The organism is Alkalibacterium sp. m-11 (assembly GCF_054658155.1).
In genome coordinates, this window is record NZ_BAAGIR010000209.1 from 1 (window position 1) to 2454 (window position 2454).

General features: G+C 34.1%; 1 protein-coding gene and 1 pseudogene. One reads left to right on the forward strand and one right to left on the reverse strand.

What is annotated here, in order from left to right:
• Positions 1-1410 precede the first annotated feature (1410 nt).
• Positions 1411-1620: pseudogene (locus ACYQ2O_RS11685) on the forward strand (site-specific integrase); the annotation flags it as partial.
• A 346-nt stretch (positions 1621-1966) separates the two neighbouring features.
• On the opposite strand, the gene ACYQ2O_RS11690 reads toward ACYQ2O_RS11685, so the two are convergent.
• Positions 1967-2344, reverse strand: coding sequence for a hypothetical protein (locus ACYQ2O_RS11690; RefSeq protein ID WP_459796669.1), 378 nt, complete (start codon positions 2342-2344; stop codon positions 1967-1969).
• Positions 2345-2454 lie beyond the last annotated feature (110 nt).

The following is a 2454-nucleotide window of genomic DNA, read 5'->3' on the forward strand; positions in this document are numbered from 1 at the left end:
AGTCTGAGGTTAAATTTCCACCGTCAAAATTAACTTTGATCATTTTGTTGAAATGAAGTGACTTTTCGATTACACTTTTCATTATGGAGTCCTCCTTGATTTGTGTTTGTTTCGTCACTTATACAATATCAAAGATTGGGCTCCTTTTCACTTAATTAGTGAAAGATCGATTGGCTATTTTTAATTGATTTGATACAGTTTCTTTAAGGTTTTTGATATGGCTGTGAATAATCCAGGTAAAAACTTCCTATTTTATATACTGCTATGATTCGTTGAGCTCGGTTGTCATAATTGTTCTCATAATAAAATTCTGTAATGTGTCTCAAAGTTTCATAAGCCTTTGTTCCCTCAAGATCTGAAAGAACTTCAATTAACGATATAATACCTGGATCTGCTATTATGGTTTTTCTATTTTGAGCAGAATATTAAGTATTAAATCAATTGTAGTAACTTCTGTTGTTAATTTCGGTTTTTTTTGTCGAGGGAGTATCTTTTACTTAAGTAGTATTTGCAGTATTCTCATTATTTATTGTTTCTGAATCAGTGAATCGTGGTTCGGAAACATGTGTTTCAACTAAAGGTCTACTCGTTTTTTCTATTAGTTAGAGCCAATTTTGTCACCTACTTTCGGTTCAAACTCGATTAAATCCAATTTTCTCGAATAGTCTGTTGGTTCGTAACCTTTAAGGTATTTTGCATATGGATATAGTTGCTCGGGACATCACCCTAATTGTTAAATAGTGATATTCTTTCCTCTAATTCTGTAAATATACCAGCAAATAGCGCAAATACTTTCCTATCATGATGATCAATTGCAGTGATTCCGTATTCTGGATAATCGTAATCCTTTTCTAATTATTAACTATTGCATTAAATGTTAAATTTTCCCCAAACACTTTTTTGCTTGAGCAATTATGGATGCATGTAAATCTCTTTTAGAATGTAACAAAAAAGGAAGAAGTTTCAGCACTTCACCTCTGAAATCATCTCCTAGATCGTCTAGTAGTGTTTGAAGATATACATTTATGATATAGAGAGAGCTTTCGGAAGAGTAAGTCTTAGTCTTCTACGGAATAACAAAGTATTCTGCGCAAACCATTACATTATCAACCCTAATATTAGCACTCGACCCTACACCAATCCAAATATAATCATATAGCTCTTTTAATGGTTCCAATAATTTAGAGAAGTGAAACGTTCGTAGTTTGGCAATATTAGCTACAAGGGAGGAATTGTCGGCTTTTAAAGAATATAGTAATTCCAAAAACAACCCATATTTTACGATGTCAAAGCCACCTGCTATCATATGTGTAAATTTGGAGTCAACTCGACAATTTAGGGAATCTACAAAATCTCACTTAAGGTAAATTAAAACTTTGGATATAGCAGAGAATCAATTCCTCAGTAGTAAAGGGAGGACATCTAGATGTAAATGTAGTCTATCAGGTGTTTCAAAACTTCCAAGATTTAAGGCAAAGTCTATATTGGCACACACATCCTGCGTAAGACATTTGCCTTTCATTACTATAAGAAAACAAGAGAGGTGGTAACCCTCAAGGAAATGTTGGTCATGGCAGTGAATAAATTACCGAGTTTTGCATTGGGATCAATGAAGATTAAATTAGTGAGACATTGTTGAACTTTAGACTAGGTTTTTAAGTGAAAAGAGCTATCTGGACTAATCCTGATAGCTTAGCAAATACTTACGTACCCACAGTTTACACGTCGCATAGTATTTATCGTCTTTTCGTAAAAAAGAAATCAATTACAATGAGAATTATTATAATCAAACCAACCAGCAATTTTCCAATAATATAATTATAAACTTCAAATGCAGAAAATGCAGAAAAAAGAATACTGTAGGTAAATGGAAATCTTATATCTCTTTCATTCTTTTTTCTATATTTAATACCATAACACAGAAAAAAGATGGCTGCTCCTAAAAAATTTACTGACATATTCATGGTTAATATGGTCTGGTGGCAAACCACCATGCTCCAGTCTTGCCTCGAGTAGTCCATGTAGGACTAGTATAATTACCAATCTTGAAATTTGCTCTGAAATAACCGTTTTGGTATCTGTAGGCACGCTGCTTATAAGAACTTCCACCACTAGAGACCAAACCCTTAGTTCTATAGGTATCGTAAGACCAACTCCCATTGAGTATGTCTCCAGTAAGAGTTGAAGTCACGGAAAATCCAAAAGAAGTTAATGCAGTTTTTGCCCTACTTAATAAAACTGGAGCAGTTAAACCAATCCCACTAGCAACTGATACGACTGCAGTGATTATCAAAGCAGCATATATTGCTCCTCGAGACAAATCTCCAGTTTTGAATTTACCCAAAATTTTATGATTTCCTGAACGGTGACAAAAGCCCGAGGTATACACATGTGGAAAACATGGTATCCTCGGGCTTTTGAGCAGTCCACAGCTTAAATCTGTGGACTAATTTC